The 19054-nt window shown below is 50.9% G+C and carries 12 protein-coding genes; 8 read left to right on the top strand and 4 right to left on the bottom strand.

Annotated elements, in window-relative coordinates; genetic code table 11:
- Window positions 1–1057 precede the first annotated feature (1057 nt).
- The 3 genes from P8H26_RS01230 (at window position 1058) to prfB (ending at window position 6408) form a co-directional block, all read left to right on the top strand.
- Window positions 1058–2251 (top strand): N-acetylmuramoyl-L-alanine amidase, encoded by a 1194-nt coding sequence (locus P8H26_RS01230; protein WP_289631023.1) that lies wholly within the window; start codon window positions 1058–1060, stop codon window positions 2249–2251.
- A gap of 321 nt (window positions 2252–2572) precedes the next feature.
- Entirely contained in the window at window positions 2573–5041 is a 2469-nt protein-coding gene (locus P8H26_RS01235; protein ID WP_289631024.1) for a penicillin-binding protein 1A, read from the top strand.
- 238 nt (window positions 5042–5279) lie between these two features.
- A protein-coding gene (gene prfB / locus P8H26_RS01240; protein WP_289631025.1) for a peptide chain release factor 2 occupies window positions 5280–6408 on the top strand; the annotation gives its coding sequence in 2 pieces (ribosomal slippage) (window positions 5280–5348 and window positions 5350–6408; 1128 coding nt in all).
- Window positions 6409–6483: 75 nt separating this feature from the next.
- On the opposite strand, the gene P8H26_RS01245 is transcribed toward prfB, so the two are convergent.
- Both P8H26_RS01245 and P8H26_RS01250 read right to left on the bottom strand, forming a co-directional pair.
- Window positions 6484–6834 carry a hypothetical protein gene (locus P8H26_RS01245; protein ID WP_289631026.1) on the bottom strand — a complete coding sequence of 117 codons (351 nt, stop codon included), beginning with the start codon at window positions 6832–6834 and terminating at the stop codon, window positions 6484–6486.
- 271 nt (window positions 6835–7105) lie between these two features.
- Window positions 7106–7591, bottom strand: a complete 486-nt coding sequence (locus tag P8H26_RS01250) for a peroxiredoxin (RefSeq protein ID WP_289631226.1) — start codon at window positions 7589–7591, stop codon at window positions 7106–7108.
- A gap of 291 nt (window positions 7592–7882) precedes the next feature.
- Between P8H26_RS01250 and P8H26_RS01255 the strand changes: the two genes are divergently transcribed.
- Complete coding sequence (locus P8H26_RS01255) at window positions 7883–11479, top strand: DUF3971 domain-containing protein (protein WP_289631027.1); 3597 nt, start codon at window positions 7883–7885, stop codon at window positions 11477–11479.
- Window positions 11480–11632: 153 nt separating this feature from the next.
- On the opposite strand, the gene tyrS is transcribed toward P8H26_RS01255, so the two are convergent.
- Complete coding sequence (gene tyrS, locus P8H26_RS01260) at window positions 11633–12886, bottom strand: tyrosine--tRNA ligase (protein ID WP_289631029.1); 1254 nt, start codon at window positions 12884–12886, stop codon at window positions 11633–11635.
- A 251-nt stretch (window positions 12887–13137) separates the two neighbouring features.
- Here tyrS and P8H26_RS01265 point away from each other — a divergent pair, with 251 nt between their 5' ends.
- Window positions 13138–14259 carry an anhydro-N-acetylmuramic acid kinase gene (locus P8H26_RS01265; RefSeq protein ID WP_289631030.1) on the top strand — a complete coding sequence of 374 codons (1122 nt, stop codon included), beginning with the start codon at window positions 13138–13140 and terminating at the stop codon, window positions 14257–14259.
- A gap of 42 nt (window positions 14260–14301) precedes the next feature.
- Here the strand turns inward: P8H26_RS01265 and P8H26_RS01270 are convergent, their stop codons facing one another.
- Entirely contained in the window at window positions 14302–14976 is a 675-nt protein-coding gene (locus tag P8H26_RS01270) for an alpha/beta hydrolase (RefSeq protein ID WP_022711445.1), read from the bottom strand.
- Window positions 14977–15262: 286 nt separating this feature from the next.
- On the opposite strand from P8H26_RS01270, the gene P8H26_RS01275 reads away from it, so the two are divergent.
- From P8H26_RS01275 to sufC, 3 genes are all read left to right on the top strand, one after another.
- Window positions 15263–16453, top strand: a complete 1191-nt coding sequence (locus P8H26_RS01275) for a cysteine desulfurase family protein (protein WP_289631031.1) — start codon at window positions 15263–15265, stop codon at window positions 16451–16453.
- Between the two features lie 220 nt (window positions 16454–16673).
- Window positions 16674–18197, top strand: a complete 1524-nt coding sequence (sufB, locus tag P8H26_RS01280) for a Fe-S cluster assembly protein SufB (RefSeq protein WP_289631032.1) — start codon at window positions 16674–16676, stop codon at window positions 18195–18197.
- A gap of 92 nt (window positions 18198–18289) precedes the next feature.
- Window positions 18290–19045: a Fe-S cluster assembly ATPase SufC gene (gene sufC / locus P8H26_RS01285; protein ID WP_289631033.1), complete on the top strand. Its 756-nt coding sequence runs from the start codon at window positions 18290–18292 to the stop codon at window positions 19043–19045.
- The last annotated feature ends 9 nt before the right edge of the window (window positions 19046–19054 follow it).

Consider the following 19054-nt stretch of genomic DNA (forward strand, 5'->3'; position numbering starts at 1 on the left):
CTTCACGCGCTGATGCCTTGCGGCAATCGCGATTTTCAGGCTGGTACTGGTCAAGTCTGCATGACCCATAACGGTTCCGATCGAAACGACCTCGAAAGACCTGATAAACAGGCCGATTATAGTGCCGCACATATCCTTAAGGATAGAATATGCAGCAATTCAAAAGTGTTACGGCATTTTAACCAGCGTTTCTGACAACGCGCAATGCCGCAGATAACAGACTGCCGAGTATGGTTTTTCACATAATCCGCAATCTTTAAGAGCAGTGGCCGGGGGAACCGTGCCAGTGCTGAATCCTTCTTCAGTTACGCTTAACCGCCGGATAATCCTTTAAATCTGAATTATCTCGTAACGGTTTTGTGCAGTTTTCTGACGATTTTCACCGTCAGGTTCTGTGCTGATCTGCCACGATAAGAGCCTGTCCGCGGGTGTAAACCTGACGCTGGACAGAAAATGATTCCGATGACGGATCTGTAACCTGATAATGCTTTTAGGACCTGATCGGTCACATGACAAGCAGAATATAATAACGCGTAGTCTGTACTTCAAATAAATTGGTTGATGATTCTTAAAATAACGTATCTATTTCAATTGTTTAATTTTCAAATTTCACATGTCCGAACGTGCTTAACCGGCAAAGACACGGATGCGCGAATCTGAGTCATAAAAGGACAGATTCGCGGGCGGATATCGCCTGAAAATAAAATGAAAGCAGCGGTGTAAACTTGACGGAAATTACAAAGGCTTCGTTAACTATAAAGCTCTAGCATGTTTTTCAGAGCTGCTGCATCGGACAGGGGCAGGGCGTAAATATCTGTGGTTTAAAAATATGTGACACCATACTGCCGCAAAGACGATTGTATTCATAGGCAGGTTAACCGGCATATTGGCTGCTCAGCAGTCAGCTTGTATATGGTGAAGCAGATGCGCGCAGGATTTACATAAATCTCAGGTTTGCAACAATTTGATCAAGACAATGTTTTTACGAATTCTATCAGCCTGTTTTATTTCTCCGGTCAGGTTTGTCCGCAAGCAATGCCGGCTATGCGGTGTCGCTGTGGCTTTCACTGTGGCTTTGCCGCTCAGTCCTGCTTTGGCCGAGCAACATAACAAGCCAGAACTGGCTGCTTTAACATTCAAAATGGCCGGTGATGAGCTGCGCAGCCGCATCGTGGTGATGTTTGATCGTGAGCCGAATGTGGAAACACATCTGCTGGAACGTCCGCACCGGCTGATTGTTGATTTGCCGGAAGCGAGTTTCGGTTTTGATAAGGAATCACTGGAGCCACGCGGCTTGATTTCCGAAGTGCGCTACGGGCTGATTGCACAAAAGCGCTCGCGCCTGATCCTGAATGCCAAAGGACCGTTTCGTGTTGAAAAGCTGGAAGTCGTTAAAAACGAATCTTCAGCCGGTTATCGTATGGTGATTGATATTGTTGCCAGTTCAGACCGCGAATTCGCACAGCTGCTGGCCGACCAAAAAGTAACAACATCTTCGTTGCCGTCTGAAAAAGACGGAGAATCTCCGGCCATCAGTGACACGCTCGGTTCCAGCCACCAGTTTACTGTGATGATTGATCCCGGACATGGCGGCATCGACAGCGGCGCGGAAAGTACCTCAGGCACATTAGAGAAAAATGTGACCCTTGCATTTGGCCGCGAGCTGCGTGACGAGTTGATGAAGAATAAGAATATTAATGTGTTACTCACGCGCGAAGATGACACTTTCCTGCGGCTGGGTGAACGCGTGCGTTTAGCGCGCCAGCATGAGACGGATTTGTTTATCTCGCTGCATGCAGACACGATCCGTCATAAGGATATCCGTGGTGCCACAGTATATACGCTGTCAGACAAAGCGTCTGATGATGTGGCCAAGGCGATGGCGGAGCGCGAAAATAACTCCGATGCCAGCGCCGGTATTTACAGTGAAGAGGCGCCGGTCGTTCATGATATTCTCATGGAACTGACCCAGCGCGAGACGCATTCTTTTTCGCTGAATTTTGCTGACGGGCTTGTCAAATCTTTGCAGGGCGAGGTTAATCTGATCAATAATCCTCATCGTTTTGCCGGATTTCAGGTGTTACGTGCGCCGGATGTGCCTTCCGTGCTCGTGGAAATCGGGTATTTGTCGAATAAAGATGATGAAAAACTGCTGAAGGATGCCACATGGCGCAAACGTGCCGTAGAGCGGATTTCTCATGCTGTGGATAAATATTACACGCTTCGTAACAATGTTCAGGCGCAGCCTTGAGGGGCGGATATGCGTGGTTTCGGCTGCGTCAAAAGCGTCACAGAAATGAATAAAGAGTTAAAAACGTCGAATTCATCTTGTCTTTGACGTATTTGCTGTTCACTACCCGCAAAGGGTCTGTTTAAACCGGTATCGCACGCACGGATATCTTCCTGCGGTTGTCTTCATCAGGCAGGATCGGTTTTTGAAATGACAGCCCTGACAAAGAGTTGCAGAGAGAAAATAGCAATAGGCCGGAAGGCCTGCTAAAATTGCCTGTGAATTTTTGCTAAGTTAATGATATGTAATGCAGATAGTCTGAAACGGGACACCGGATAAAATATGGTACGGCTCATCGGATATTTTTTCGGCATCGGAACGGTGCTGTTGCTGATCGTTGCAGGGGGCGTGGCCTTCTATGTCGGCAGCATAAGCAAAGACCTGCCGGATTATGAAGTGCTGGCCAAATATGAGCCGCCGGTAACAACGCGCGTTCATGCCGCTGACGGTAGTCTGATGGCGGAATATTACAAAGAGCGCCGCATGTTCCTGCCGATTCAGGCTGTTCCTGACCGGGTTAAAGCTGCTTTTGTCTCCGCAGAAGATAAGTCGTTTTACCAGCATCATGGTCTGGATTATCTGGGTCTGACCCGCGCTGTCTCAACCAATATTGTCAACAAGCTGACCGGCAATGACCGCCGCCCTGTGGGCGCGTCTACCATCACACAGCAGGTTGCCAAAAACATGCTGCTCTCTTCTGAGCAGACCTATGACCGTAAAATCAAAGAGGCGATTGTTGCGCTGCGCATGGAGCGCACTTTTACCAAGGATCAGATTCTTGAGCTTTATCTCAATGAGATGTTCTTCGGTATGGGTGCCTATGGTATTGCCGGTGCCGCGCTGACCTATTTTGATAAGTCGGTCAATGAGCTGACAATCAGCGAATCTGCCTATCTTGCAGCGCTGCTTAAAGGCCCTGCCAATTATCACCCTTACCGTTATACCCAGCGCGCGCTTGAGCGCCGCAACTGGGTCATCGATCGTATGCAGGAAAACGGCTACATCACGGTTGAGGATGCCAAAGAGGCGAAAGAAACACAGCTTGGCGTGAAGCCGCATAATGCTGACGGTCGTCTGTTTGCCAGTGAATATTTCGCCGAAGAAGTGCGCCGTCAGATCATTGCCCGTTATGGTAATGCCTCGCTGCTCGAAGGCGGACTTTCTGTTCGCACCACGCTTGATCCGCAGTTGCAGGTCATGGCGCGCAAAACATTGCATAATGGTTTTATCCGTTATGATGAAGCGCAGGGCTATCGCGGGCCTGTCAAGCATCTCAATCTGAGCACTGACTGGGGTCAGGAGCTGGGCGAGGTGGCAGGTCTTTCCGATGTGCCGGAGTGGCATCTGGCTGTTGTACTGGATGCAACGCCTGATGCGCTTGAAATCGGGCTTCAGCCTGCGCGTGATCCGTCAGGAAAAATCAGTGAAGACCGTGTAACCGGTCGTGTTGCCGCTGCCGATATGAAGTGGGCAATGCGCATGAATATTGCCGGTAAGCGCTCATCTGCCAAATCACCGGCGGGTGTTCTTGAAGTCGGCGATGTTATCTATGTAGAGAAAAAGGCTGACAGCGGCGATGCCTACCGCCTACGTCAGATACCTAAAATCTCCGGCGCGATGGTTGCTATGGATCCGCATACCGGCCGTGTGCTGGCGATGGTCGGCGGCTTCTCGTATGCACAGTCCGAGTTTAACCGCGCTACGCAGGCTTATCGTCAGCCGGGTTCATCGTTCAAGCCGTTTGTTTATGCGGCAGCGCTGGATAACGGTTATACACCGGCATCCGTGGTGCTTGACGGCCCGATTTCGGTTGATCAGGGCGGTTCGCTTGGTGTGTGGAGCCCGAAAAACTATTCCGGCAAATTCGCCGGCCCTTCAACCCTGCGTTATGGTATTGAGCAGTCACGTAACCTGATGACGGTTCGTCTTGCGCAGGATATGGGCATGAAGACCGTTGCGGAATATGCAGAGCGCTTCGGTATTTATGACAAGTTGATGCCGGTACTGTCTATGTCGCTCGGCGCCGGTGAAACCACTGTGCTGCGTATGGTGACCGGCTATTCGATCATGGCCAATGGCGGACGTTCGATCACGCCTTCGATGATCGACCGTGTGCAGGATCGTTACGGTAAAACGATTTTCAAACATGATGCGCGTCAGTGCCAGAACTGTAATGCGGAAGAGTGGAACAATCAGGAAGAACCAGAACTGGTTGACGAGCGCGATCAGGTGCTTGATCCGATGACCGCATATCAGATTACGTCGATGATGGAAGGCGTTGTGCAGCGCGGTACTGCGCGTATGCTGCTCAGCCTGAACCGTCCGATCGCCGGTAAGACCGGTACGACAAATGATGAAAAAGATGCATGGTTTGTTGGCTTTACACCGGACATGGTCGTCGGCCTTTATCTGGGCATGGATCAACCGGCTGCTCTCGGCCGCGGCGGCACAGGTTCCGGTCTTGCTGTTCCGGTGTTTAAGGACTTCTTGTCGGTCGCTCTTCAGGGGGCGCCTAAAGTCGACTTCCGTGTACCGGAAGGGATGACGATGATCGCAATTAACCGTCGTACAGGTATGCGTGCATCGCCCGGCGGACCTGATGTGATTATGGAAGCCTTTAAACCGGGAACCGGTCCTGCTGATAGCTATTCTGTGATTGGTGCGGATACATTCCAGGAGGGGTCGCCAGTGCTGCCGCAGTCTCCGCAGGCCAATAAAGCAATTAATTCCGGTTCCGGAGGCTTGTATTAAGCCTCACGGAAGCCTGAAATATTGACAGGCTTAAACACAATCAGCATACAGGCCTTCTGAAAAGTGCCTGTATGCTTTTTTATTAGAGCGCCGTGCGCCCGATTGGGCGCTACACAAGGTCGCTCTAACACTTTAAAAATAGAGCGTAATTTTAGCTTAAACTGATTCAAGTTTAAGGAATTATGCTCTAAAGCCATGTACTGACATATAAATTAAGACTGACAAAGGAGCCGCAGCTATGCGTGCTGAGATTGAGAACTTGGTTGTTGAAATCAAGCAGGCCATAAGCCTGCTGAGGAGGCATCTTTGACTGGGATCGGTCACTGAAGCAACTCGACTATCTCAACAGCCGTGCCGAAGACCCGACCCTGTGGAATGATCCGCAGGAAGCCCAGAAACTGATGCGTGAGCGCCAGCAGCTGGATGACAGCATTAACGGTATTCTGGCTCTGACCCGTTCGCTTGAAGATAATATCGAGCTGATCGCTATGGGTGAAGAAGAGGGCGACAAGTCCATCATCACCGAAGCCGAGAACGCTATTCGCGTCATTAAAGCGGATTTGGACAAGCGTCAGATTGAAATGCTGCTCAGCGGCGAAGCTGACGGCAATGATGCCTATCTGGAAGTTCATGCGGGTGCCGGTGGTACGGAAAGTCAGGATTGGGCGTCCATTCTTCTGCGCATGTATTCGCGCTGGGGTGAGCGGGACGGCCGTAAAGTTGAAGTGCTGGAAGTTCAGAACGGTGAAGAAGCGGGTATCAAATCCGCAACCATTCTCGTTAAAGGACACAACAGCTACGGCATGCTGAAGACGGAATCGGGCGTGCATCGTCTGGTACGTATTTCGCCTTATGACTCCAATGCCCGCCGGCATACGTCTTTTGCCAGTATCTGGGTTTATCCGGTGATCGACGACAATATCGAAGTCGCGGTTACAGAATCGGATGTTCGTATTGATACATACCGCGCTTCCGGTGCCGGTGGTCAGCACGTTAACACCACGGATTCGGCTGTTCGTATTACACATATTGCCACCGGTATTGTGGTGCAGTGTCAGACACAGCGCTCCCAGCATAAAAATAAGGAACAGGCATGGTCTATGCTTCGTGCCCGTCTTTATGAAGAAGAGCTGAAGAAGCGTGAGGATGCTGCCAACGAGATCAATTCTTCCAAAACCGATATCGGCTGGGGGCATCAGATCCGTTCTTATGTGCTGCAGCCGTATCAGTTGGTCAAAGATCTGCGTACCGGCGTTGAAAGCACCAGCCCAAGTGATGTGCTGGACGGCGATCTGGATGAATTCATGGAAGCCGCATTGGCGCAACGTGTGCATGGCACCGCTGCTGATGTGCAGGACATTGACTGATCTTGCAGGGATTGAAACAGAAAAACCGCCGGTGAGGAGCGCTCACTGGCGGTTTTTTATTTTAAAAAAGAAAATTTATTTCGGTACAGGACCGGTAATGAAGGGGTCAATACCGGCGAAGCTGGTTGCGACGCTCAGGTCAACCGCACCTTCATGAAATTGTGCATCATAGACCTGATCCGGCATCGACGGCATTGGCTGGGCTGCGGCAATGGTATCGGTTTTTAAAATGAGGGCAGACGGTTCGCTCAGCGGTGCCTGTGCAGGCAAAACTGATGCGGCCAGTGCTCCGGCCACAAGTGCGCCTGCGCTTACACCGGAGCCGAGCAATCCGGCGAGCAGAAAACCAGCCGTACGGGAGGGTATGCGCAACTTCGCAAGGGATGCGGATACGTGTGCAAAATAACGGGTCGTAATTTTACTCATGGCTGGCATCGTCTTATCCCGTAAAGCCTGCGGTTTGCCCTGCATTCCTAAAAAAATGCAGGTACTTGCAATCATTTCAGACAGATTTGCGTGTTTTCTAAGGCAGTGTTCTGAGGTTTGCTGCTTCAGTTTTGTTTGTCTGAGCGGATCACTCTTTAACTATAACAAACTGTGAGCACGCATAAAACTGTTCTGGACTGTTGCTTGGATCATACACCGTAGCAAGGTTAAAAAAGTGTTTCCATTTGTTGCGAAAACACTTTTTAGCTTATTAACCCGCACATAGTTCCTGCGCAGCTTGCAGCACAGCTTCAGCGTGCCCCGGTACTTTAACCTTGCGCCAGACCTGTGCAATCTTACCATCTGTACCGATCAGAAATGTGGAGCGTTCAACGCCCATATATTTGCGGCCATACATGCTTTTTTCGACCCATGTACCATAGGCCGTGCTCAGTGTTTTTTCTTCATCGGCAAGCAACTCAACGCTGAGGTCGTGTTTCTTGATGAACTTGTCATGCTTGATCGCGTTGTCGGGCGAAACACCAATGATGCTGACACCGATTGCATCAAATTTTGGTTTCAGTGCGCTAAAATCAATCGCTTCCCGTGTGCAGCCGCTGGTGTCATCTTTAGGATAAAAATAAAGTACATAGGCTTTGTTTTTCAGGGCAGCAGAGGAAAGGGTGTCATCACCGTTTTTAGGAAGTTGAAATGCCGGAGCCGGATCACCCGCCTGCAAAATTGTGTCTTGTGGCATTGCGGCGGCTTTATCTGTTTCTTTGGTCACAAGTGTGCCTTTCTTCATCTTTATGGGAACGGCAGAAGCGGTATAATTGAACTGACAGTGCAGATTTAGCTTTAAAGCGATTCTGTTGCCGGATTAATATTTATCGGCCAGTGGCGCTTCGGATGGAGCCAAAACCGGTTTTCTGTTAGCAGTATTGTTGCAGGTGCCAAATGATTTCATTTATGCCTGCGACTTGTATTAAAGTTTCTTTTGAAAATTGTGCAAATCAGGTGCAGCCAATCCGGATAGTGATTTAAGTTTTTGAAAGAAAAGCCGCAAAAAATCCGCTTTAACAAGCGTGACATTATTTGTCTGGATCAGTATCCGTCAGCCGGTGCAGATCTTGATAATAAGGCTGTGCTGAAAGACTGCCATGAACATCAGGATATTCTAAAAAACAAATCATCCCGCAAATTGCGCCGGAGAAAGCGGAAAAGCTTTATACGGCACTGCTGGCGTGCGTTTGTATCTGTCAGTTTTGCGTTGATTGTTCTGGCGGCAATCGGTTTTCTGGTGCTGCGATCGGGCGTGAGCAGCGATATGCTGCGGGATGAAGCGCAGCAACGCTTGCAGGAAATTCTGGGGCCGGATGCAGATGTTTCGATCAGTCAGGCGCAGGTCTCGCTGGACAGAAACAGGCATCTGGCTTTGGAAGCGCGCGATGTTGCTCTCAACAGCTCGATCCAGGACATTTCGATTGAAAAACTTGGCGTTGTGAAGCTGGGGCTGGCACCCTTGCCACTGCTGACAGGCTCTGTGCAGGTTGCGCAGATTGAAATCGGTGATGCCGTGGTGCGGATTGAGGAGGGGCAGAACAAGCCTGAACCTATTATTCGCTTACCGTTGAATGACAGAGGGCTTGTTGATTTTGATCTGCTTTCGCGTATGGTTTTCTCCGGTGTCGACCAGACATTGGCGCTGCTGGATATGCGCAGCACCAAGGCGATTGCTCTTCATGATGTAACAATTGCCTTTCGCGCGATGGATAAAGATCAGGAAATTCTTATCCGCAATGCGCAGGTCCGGCAGTCGGATCAAAAAGTTACACTGAGTGCTGAATTCGTCTGGCAGGGAAAAACGACCGGTCTGGTGGCTGATATGACCCGCTCGGATGATCCCGCCCGTGCATCTGCTTTTTCTCTGGCGCTGAATGATATTCCGCTCAGTCTTGGTTCGCCTGAGGAAGTCATGCCGCAAATGGCGAATGACCGGCCGAACCCTGCTTATTTTCACGTCAACAGCACGGCTTCGCTTTCCGTTTCAGGGCAGGCAGCCAATCCGGATCACATAGAAACGCTGTCCGGCAAGTTGATCCTGAATGATGCTGTTGTTGATATGGGGCGTGAGCGCGGCATTAAAGGAAATATGGCGCTTGCCTTCGAGCATGTTACCGGCGGTGAAAAGCTGGAAATTAAAGCTCTTGAGTTCAATCTTGGTGGTTTGCGCACAGTGTTTGAGGGCGCATTTGGTGCCGAGCCGGTGGAAGACACTGCCAATCTGCCGCAAACCGACACGCTTCCGGCAGAAAACCTGCCTGTCGTTAAGCAGATTGCTTTAGCCGCTCAAAACAGTGAGCCTGATATTGCTGCAAAAGCCGGTTACCGTTTTGAGCTGGTTTCAAGAAGTGCATTGAGTACCCCTGAAAATTCAAGTGAGGCGCCGCTTCCGTTCGGAGTGAAAGTGGCCGGACGACTGATGCAGGATGCCAGCCGCGTCGATTTCAATGATCTGAATGTGAAAACAGATTCCGGCGAACTCTACGGTCAGGGGCGGATGATTTTCGGGCATGGTTCACCGGCGATGATCTTTATGCTGCGCATTCCGGGAATGCCGGTGGCGCAGGCTAAACAACTCTGGCCGTTGAATGTTGCCGATGGCGCACGGGACTGGGTGCTGAAAAACCTTTTTGGCGGACGTATGACTGAAGGGCGGATCGACATTGCTCTGCCAGCAGGACATTTTAACGGACCGGGACTGCCGCCTGATCTGACTGAATCTGATATTAAAGCGGATTTTAAAGTCGAAGGCACACGGTTTGATGTGATTGGTGAAATACCACCGGTGCGTGATGCAGCAGGCACGATTGCTGTGCGTGGTGCGCATACCACAATCAAGCTTGAGAAGGGCGCAGCATTTACCTCTGCCAACCGCCGGATTGATGTGGTTGGCGGCACATTGTTCGTTCCTTGGGGGCGGCAACGTCCTGTTATTGCCGATCTTGATCTTGATTTGAGCGGTGAGGCACCGGCGATCACCGAGCTGGTGGGGTATAAGCCGATCAATGCCTTGCGCAAACTGCCTTTTACAGCTGAAGATCTGAGCGGCGATGTCAATGCAAAGGTAAAAGTTGCCTTTTCTGTAACCAAAGACGCACCTAAGGACAGTCTGCAATGGCAAGCTGATCTTGCCTTCAATAATGTTGCGCTGAAAAAGCCGTTTAACGGCCAGAATGTAACGCAGGCTAAAGGCAATCTGAGTGTGAATGAAAATGTGGCAAAAATCGATGCCACAGCGCGGCTGAATAATATACCCGCCAAGCTTTCTCTGACCGAGCCTCTGGCCAATGAGACGATTAAGCGCCAGCAGACTGTGCGGCTGGAACTGGATGATAAAACACGCGAGACGTATTATCCGGCGCTCAATGAAATTTTCAAAGGCCCGCTGACCCTTGATCTGGGTGAGGAGCAGGGTGAAACACGTAAAATCTCTGCTGATTTGGCTAAAACCAATGTTAGTCTGCCTTGGCTTGGCTGGAAAAAAGGTGCAGGAATTCCTGCGAAACTGACACTGGATATGAGATTGCCAAAGGATGGGAAAGGCCCTGTTTCCGTCCGCAATTTCGTTTTTGCAGGCACTGGCTTTCATGTCAGCGGTGATCTGACAATTGATAATAATGAATTGCAGAATGCCAGTATCCGTAAGCTCAATCTGACCCGTAATGATGATTTGCGTCTTGAAGTGCGCAAGTCTGGAAATGGTTATCGGGCGGATGTGCGTGGTACGGCCTTTGATGCGCGTGCGCTGATCAAGCAGGCTGTATCAACCAATGCAGATGAGAAAAAAGACGGCCAAGTCAAAGGCGGTGCGATCCCGCACATTGTTGTTAATGCGCAGATTGACGATGTGAAGGGCTTCTATGATGAAAGCCTGCGCAATGTCACCGTCTCTTATGAAACCGCAGGGGCAAAAGTCTCCGGCGTGTCATTGAATGCAGTTACGGGGAATGGAGCGCAGGTCAGTGCCACGTCAAGCAACCAGAAGGGTGCGAGCTCTGTGGCGCTGAGTTCAGCCAATGCGGGAGCGGTGCTGCGGTTCTTTGATTTCTACGACAAGATGCGTGGCGGCAGAATTTCGGCTAATCTGACCTCACAGGGAACAGGCCCTCTTTACGGCAGTATTGATGCGCGCGATTTTTCAGTTATCAACGAGCCGCGCCTCGATAAGCTGGTATCCAGCGGAACGGGTGGCGGCAAAAGCCTCAATCAGGCAGTACGCAAAAACATTGACGTCTCACGCGTGGATTTTGAACGCGGCTATGCCCAGATTGAAAAAGGCTCCGGCTATCTGACGTTGAAAAACGGCGTGATCCGCGGGCCGCTGATTGGCGCGACTTTTCAGGGTATTCTCTATGACCGCAACGGCAATATGTCTGTCACCGGTACATTCATGCCCGCTTATGGTCTGAACCGTCTGTTCGGTGAGGTACCGGTGCTGGGTGCTATTCTCGGCAATGGTCGTGATCGTGGCCTGATCGGTATTACCTATAAGCTGGCAGGCAATGCCAAACAGCCGAATATTATCGTCAATCCGATTTCTGCAATTGCGCCGGGAATTTTCCGCTCAATATTTGAGTTTTGATTTGTAACCGGACACAATAAAAAAGCGCGGACTTAAGCAGTTTCAGAAAAAGTGGAAGCCGGTTTTTCGTCCGAAACTGCGTTACAAAAAAAACAGAGCGGTTTACACCGCTCTGCCCGCGCTTTTTTGTATTTTCACTGTGATGATGCAGGCTTATTCCGGACGTACCAGAATGTGCTTTTTCTTGCCCAGCGACAGTTTGATAATACCGTCTTCGGTAACGTCACCGGCAGTGATACCGGCGCGTTCATCCTGAACAGCTACATCATTGATGCGTACTGCACCGCCCTGAATGTGGCGACGTGCTTCACCATTGGACGAAGCCAGACCGGCTTTAACCAGCAGTGCCTGAATGCCGAGACCAGCTGACAGCTCGTCTTTGGCAATGCTCAGGCTTGGCAGATTGTCAGAAATTGCACCTTCTTCGAAAGTTTTACGTGCAGTTTCCGCAGCCTGCTCAGCGGCTTCACGGCCATGCAGCATAGCAGTGATTTCGGTGGCCAGAATTTTCTTGGTTTCGTTGATTTCCGAGCCGCCAAGTGCTGCCAGACGAGCAATCTCATCCATAGGCATGGTGGTGTAAAGTTTGAGGAAGCGCTCAACATCGGCATCTTCGGTATTGCGCCAGTATTGCCAGAAGTCATAGGCGCTCAGCATATCTGCATTGAGCCAGACTGCGCCATTGAGCGACTTGCCCATTTTGGCGCCTGACGAGGTGGTCAGCAATGGTGATGTCAGAGCATAGAGCTGTGGAGTGCCCATGCGATGACCAAGGTCGATACCATTAATGATATTGCCCCACTGGTCAGAACCGCCCATCTGCAGACGCATATCGTAACGCTTGCTGAGTTCAACAAAGTCATAAGCCTGAAGGATCATGTAGTTGAATTCAAGGAAGGACAGCGACTGTTCGCGATCGAGGCGGGTTTTAACCGAGTCAAAGGACAGCATACGATTGACGGAGAAATGACGGCCGACATCGCGCAGGAACTCAAGATAGTTGAGACCTGCCAGCCAGTCGGCATTATTGACCATCAGCGCGTCGGTTTTGCCTTCGCCGAAGGTGAGGTAGTTGGTGAAAACCTTTTTGATACCTGCAATATTGTCGGCAATGGTTTCAACCGTCATCAGCTTGCGGGCTTCTTCTTTAAATGACGGGTCACCGACCATACCGGTACCGCCGCCCATCAGCGCAACCGGACGATGACCGGTTTTCTGCATCCAATGCAGCATCATGATCTGAATGAGGCCGCCCGCATGCAGACTGGATGCTGTCGGGTCGAAGCCAATATACGCAGTCACAGTTTCCTTGGTGAAAAGTTCATCCAGACCCGATTCATCGGACATTTGATGAATAAAGCCGCGTTCGGAAAGTGTGCGTAGAAAATCGGACTTAAAGCCGGACATTGATTTTTCCTGTCTGACAAAGGATTGTTATATGGGAAGACCCCAGAGAGCAGGCCGTGAATTTTATTCCGGTGACTGACACAATCCAGCGTTTAACATTATTGTAGGGCAAATCACAATAAAACTATGGCGAGGAAACCAGCGATATTATCGCAAATTGTTATAGTTTCGTGCTGTTTTTATGCGTTATGTGATCTCCTTGCGTCTGCCTGATGGCCAAAACCGGAAATACTGAAAACGGAAAGACAAATATGACCGTACTCTATCGTGCTATCGGATTGATGAGCGGCACCTCAATGGATGGTATTGATCTGGCATTGATCGCGACCGATGGTGAGCAGGTGGTTGAGCGCATCGCATCCGGCAGCATGACCTATTCCGATGCTTTCCGCGCGCGCTTGAAGCAAGGTCTGGTTGATGCGCGGGCATTGCAACAGCGAGATGAGCGTATTGGTATTCTTGAAAAACTTGAGCATGACCTGACATTGCTGCATGCCGTGGCGGTGCAGGATTTTTTGTTCGCCAATGGTTTGAGCGCGAATGATGTTGATGTAATCGGCTTTCACGGGCAGACGGTGCTGCATCGCCCTGATGATGCGCTGACAGTGCAAATCGGTGACGGGGCGTTGCTGGCACAAGAAACCGGTATTGATGTGGTATATGATATGCGTGCCGAGGATATGCGCCATAACGGGCAGGGCGCGCCGTTGATCCCTGCTTACCATGCGGCTTTAGCGCATAATCTGGAACAGCAGCCGGATATGCCTGTTGTCTTCGTCAATATTGGCGGAATTTCCAATCTGACCTATGTCGATGAAACAGGGCGGCTGGCAGCTTTTGACAGCGGACCCGGCAATATGCTGATCGATCAGTGGATGGAATTACACGGGCAGGGTAGCTTTGATGCTGGCGGTGCATTGGCACTGAACGGTAAGACAGACGCAGTGCTGACTGCACATTACTTAAGCAATGCATTTTTCACCGGCAATCAGCGCCGCTCGCTGGATCGCGGGGATTTTGCTGTACCGGAAAAAGGCGTTGTGTCGGTGCAGGATGGTGCGCGCACACTGGCTTATGTGGCAGCGGCATCAATTCTGCAATCGGCAGCGCATCTGCCGCAGAAGCCTCGCAGCTATGTTGTGAGCGGTGGCGGGCGCAAGAATGCCGCGATAATGGCTGAACTCTCCGAGTTGGCACAGGCTGAAGGTGCTGTGGTGATTGATGCGGATAGTGCAGGGCTGGACGGTGATTCCATGGAAGCCGAGGCTTGGGGCTATCTGGCTGTGCGTAGTCTGAAAGACTTACCGCTGACTTATCCTTCAACAACCGGCTGCGATACGCCGGTCAGTGGCGGTGTTCTGGTAAAAGCATAAACAAAAAAGACCGGCCAATGGCCGGTCTTTTGATTTTATCGATTAGCGCAAGCGCTTTTGGCGAACTTCGGTCAGTTCACCCATCAGGCGGCGATCCAGATATTCTGAACATTCCGCAATCAGTTCATCGCCCATGCCGGAGAAGAAGTGATTGGCACCGGCCATAGTGTTCTGCGTGATCGTGATACCCTTCTGGGTTTTCAGCTTATCAACCAGAACCTGCACATCCTTCGGTGGTGCAACCTTATCCTGATCTCCATGAATGATCAGACCCGATGAAGGGCAAGGTGCGAGGAACGAGAAATCATAGGTGTTCGGCTGCGGTGCAATCGACATGAAACCTTCGATTTCAGGACGGCGCATCAGCAACTGCATACCGATCCATGCGCCGAAAGAATAACCGGCAACCCAGCAGGTTTTAGAATCAGGATGCAGGGACTGCACCCAGTCCAGTGCGCTTGCCGCATCGGACAATTCACCCGCGCCGTGGTCGAATTCACCCTGACTGCGGCCGATTCCACGGAAGTTAAACCGCAGCGTCGTGAAATTACGGCTTTGGAACATGTAAAACAGATCATAGACGATCTTGTTATTCATGGTGCCACCGAATTGCGGGTGCGGATGCAGGATGATGGCGATTGGTGCGTTTTTCTCGCTTGAAGGCTGATAGCGCCCTTCAAGGCGACCCGCAGGACCATTAAAGATGACTTCTGGCATATGTACTCCGCTATAACCGCCGGGTTGCATGGCCAAATGGCCGGATTGCAACACCTGTCTTGTATTTATTATTTATAAGCCTGATCGTTACCGAATGCGACTTTACGGTCTAAATTATGAGCAAATCCTTGACTGTTTCGCTCATAAATCCTAGAACCGTCTTTAGAATCTTTCAAAACTGGAGGGTGTAAAAAACACTCATGCAGCTTAATAGTCTGCTCTGGTTTGAAATTTCAAGATAATTGCGCTTTTAAAGCAAATATGGTGCTTCGCGAAAGAGTCTGCAATGCCAAAGCCGCGTATCTATTTTGATTATAACGCCAGTGCGCCGCTGAGTGAAGCTGCGCGCGAGGCTGTGGTCGCGGCTTTGAACGTGACAGGCAATCCTTCTTCCGTGCATCAGGAAGGCCGTGCGGCGCGCGGACTGATTGAATCAGCGCGACGCGACGTCGCCGCTCTGTGCAATGCAAAATCAGATCATGTGTTTTTCACCTCCGGCGCAACGGAAGCTGCAACAACGCTTTTGACGCCGGTCTATAAGATGGGGCGCTCGGAACTGCGCCTGTCACATCTTTATGTTTCCGCAACTGAGCATCCTTGCATGCTGTCCGGCGGACGTTTTGCTGCGGATAATATGACTGTGCTGCCGGTGGATCATCAGGGTATTGTAGACCTTAATGTGCTGGAACAGGCGTTGAAAGCGCATGATAAAACCAAAGGTCTACCTTTGGTTGCTGTGCAATGGGCAAATAATGAGACCGGTATTATTCAGCCGGTAGAGAAAATCGGTGCGCTGGTTAAAGCTGCTGGTGGTTTTTTCATTGTTGATGCCGTGCAGGCCGTAGGGCGTATTCCGCTTGATATTACAAAAGCTTCAGCCGATTATTTGATCCTGTCGTCGCATAAAATCGGCGGGCCTAAGGGCGTCGGTGCGGTTGTTGCGATCTCTGATCTGGTTATGCCTTTGGCGCTGGTGCGCGGTGGCGGACAGGAAAAGGGACATCGCGCAGGCACTGAGGCTTTGCCACTGATTGCCGGTTTTGGCGCAGCTGCGCGTGAAGCTTTGGCTGCGCAGACTGAGGGCAGTAATCTGCCGCGCTGGTCGGATGCAATCCGCACTGTGATCGAGAACGGCGTGCGCAAGCTGGCAGATGATGCTGTGGTGCACGGGGCTGCTGTGGAGCGCCTGCCGAATACGAGTTTTATCTCATTGCCGGGCATGAAGGCCGAGACCATGCAGATCGCTTTTGATCTGGGCGGTATTGCGCTTTCAGCCGGTTCTGCCTGCTCATCCGGCAAAGTCGGAGCCAGTCATGTGCTGACCGCTATGGGTTATGATGATGAGTGCGGCGCAATACGGGTTTCGACTGAAAAGTCGGCCACACAACAGGATGCGGAAGCATTTCTGACGATTTTCGCGAGACTTGTGACCAGACGGGATCAGGTTGCCGGCGAATCGGGAAAAAGCGCTGCCTGAAAAGGTGAGTGTTTATAAATGGCTACAGGTTTTTGCACACAGCAATGTGATGCAAAACCGGCCGAATCTTAAAGTCGCGGCGACGCCTGTTTGAAACATGGCCAGCCACAAGGCTTTCATAGCGCATCATTGCGCACTATATGTTTATGACAGCAAAATGATTGCTGCCATAACGTTTTTAACTGTCGGGCCTTGACCCTGACAAGGATGGAGAACGGCGATGCCTGCAGTGCAGGAAACGATCGATCAGGTCGCCACGCTTGACGTGGATCAGTATAAATATGGTTTTGAAACAACCATCGAAATGGATAAGGCTCCTAAGGGGCTGAACGAAGATATTATCCGTTTCATTTCTGCTAAAAAAGAAGAGCCGGAATGGATGCTGGAATGGCGTCTGGATGCTTACCGCCGCTGGCTCACGATGGAAGAGCCGAAATGGGCACGCGTCAATTATCCGGACATTGATTTTCAGGATATCCGCTACTATGCGGCGCCTAAAAATCAGACCGGCCCTAAGTCTCTGGATGAAGTTGATCCGGAACTGCTGCGCACCTATGAAAAGCTTGGTATTCCGCTGCGTGAGCAGGAAATTCTGGCTGGTGTGCGCAAACAGGGTGAGCCGAGCGAGATTGACGGCAATCCGGCAGACAATGTCTATGCATCGGGCCGCGTGGCTGTTGATGCGGTGTTTGACAGTGTTTCCGTTGTCACCACCTTTAAGGCTGAGCTTGCCAAAGCCGGTGTAATTTTCTGCTCGATTTCTGAAGCGATCCGCGAATATCCGGATCTCATCAAGAAATATCTGGCGACAGTTGTACCTGTTTCGGACAATTATTATGCCGCTCTGAACTGCGCTGTCTTTACCGACGGATCATTCGTCTATGTGCCAAAAGGCGTTCGCTGCCCGATGGAACTGTCGACCTATTTCCGTATCAACGAAAAAGATACCGGCCAGTTTGAACGCACGCTGATTATTGCCGAAGAGGGCGCTTACGTGTCCTATCTGGAAGGTTGCACTGCACCGCAGCGCGATGAAAACCAGTTGCATGCGGCTGTTGTTGAGCTGATCGCTCTGGATGATGCGGAAATCAAATATTCCACTGTTCAGAACTGGTATCCGGGCGACAAAGACGGCAAGGGCGGGATTTATAATTTCGTGACCAAGCGCGGTGATTGCCGTGGCGACCGTTCCAAAATCTCCTGGACACAGGTTGAAACCGGTTCGGCGATTACATGGAAATATCCGTCCTGTATCCTGCGCGGCGATGATTCACGCGGTGAGTTCTACTCGATTGCGGTTTCCAACGGTCATCAGCAGATCGACAGCGGCACCAAGATGATCCATCTCGGCAAGAATACGTCGAGCCGCATCATCTCCAAGGGTATCTCGGCAGGTAATTCCAACAATACCTATCGTGGTCAGGTGACTGCTCATCGCAAGGCTGCCAATGCCCGTAACTTTACACAGTGCGACAGTCTTCTGATCGGCAATGACTGCGGTGCGCATACTGTGCCTTATATTGAGGCAAAGAACGCGACTGCGCAGTTTGAGCATGAAGCGACAACCTCCAAGATTTCTGAAGACCAGCTGTTCTATGTGATGCAGCGCGGTATTCCGGAAGAAGAGGCGATTGCGCTGATCGTGAACGGCTTCGTGAAGGAAGTTATTCAGGAACTGCCGATGGAATTTGCCGTGGAAGCTCAGAAGCTTATCGGCATCTCGCTTGAAGGGTCAGTTGGTTAAAAAGTGCAGCGGAGACAGCTTCTCCGCTCCTTTAATCAACTCAAATGATATTCTGCGGATCGTACAACGATCCGGTATAAAAGGTTACACTCATGTTAGAGATTATTAATCTGCACGCCAAAATCGCTGACACAGATACAGAAATTATCCGTGGTCTGAATCTCACCGTTAAAGCCGGTGAAGTGGCTGCGATCATGGGCCCGAACGGTTCGGGTAAATCCACGCTGTCCTATATCCTCGCCGGTCGCTCAGACTATGAAGTGACTTCCGGTGACATTCTCTACAACGGCGAAAGCATTCTTGAGCTTGATCCTGCGGAACGCGCTGCCAAGGGCATTTTCCTTGCATTCCAGTATCCGCTGGAAATTCCGGGCGTTGCCACAATGGAATTCCTGAAAGTTGCGATGAATGCGCAGCGCAAGGCCCGTGGTGAAGAAGAGCTGAAAATCCCTGAACTGCTACGTCGCGTTAAGGCTGCTGCCGGTGGTTTGAACATGGATATGGCCATGCTGAAGCGTCCGCTCAATGTCGGTTTCTCCGGCGGCGAGAAGAAGCGTGCGGAAATTCTGCAGATGCAGCTTCTGGAGCCATCACTCTGCGTTCTCGACGAAACAGACTCAGGTCTGGATATCGACGCGCTGAAGATCGTTTCTGATGGTGTGAATGCCCTGCGTTCGCCTGACCGTGCCGTGATCGTGATCACCCACTATCAGCGTCTGCTCGAATACATCGTTCCGGACAGCGTGCATGTTCTTTACAAAGGACAGGTGATCAAGTCCGGCGATAAGAGCCTCGCATTGCATCTGGAAGAAAACGGTTACGCTGAAATCATCGGCGCAGCTGCTTAAAGGGAGGGA

The sequence above is a fragment of the Pseudochrobactrum sp. sp1633 genome (assembly GCF_030376605.1).
In the GTDB taxonomy this organism is placed as follows: domain Bacteria; phylum Pseudomonadota; class Alphaproteobacteria; order Rhizobiales; family Rhizobiaceae; genus Pseudochrobactrum.